Here is a 243-nt window from a genome sequence, read left to right on the forward strand (position 1 = left end):
AAGAAGAGGTAATCCTTGATGCATCTGCCGCCCCTCCCCGCAAATCCTCTCATATTCCAGAGAAACGCGCCAACACCCCAAAACTCATTTCACTCCATCTTCACCACCATAACCTCAACCTCATTCCCCACAATCCCCACCCTCTTCCCCTTCAAAATATTCAACCTCAAAAAATCCACACTCCACAGCCGGCACATCATTTCAACCATGAATCCATTCACCGACTTTTCCTCGATCCTCCTT

The 243-nt window shown here is 48.1% G+C and carries 1 pseudogene; it reads left to right on the forward strand.

Annotation, left to right across the window (positions count from 1 at the left end):
- Positions 1 to 11: 11 nt before the first annotated feature.
- Positions 12 to 243: pseudogene (locus FS736_RS25645) on the forward strand (16S rRNA (cytosine(967)-C(5))-methyltransferase RsmB); the annotation flags it as partial.

The sequence above is a fragment of the Cytobacillus oceanisediminis 2691 genome, assembly GCF_007678455.1.
Lineage (GTDB): Bacteria > Bacillota > Bacilli > Bacillales > Cytobacillaceae > Mesobacillus > Mesobacillus oceanisediminis_A.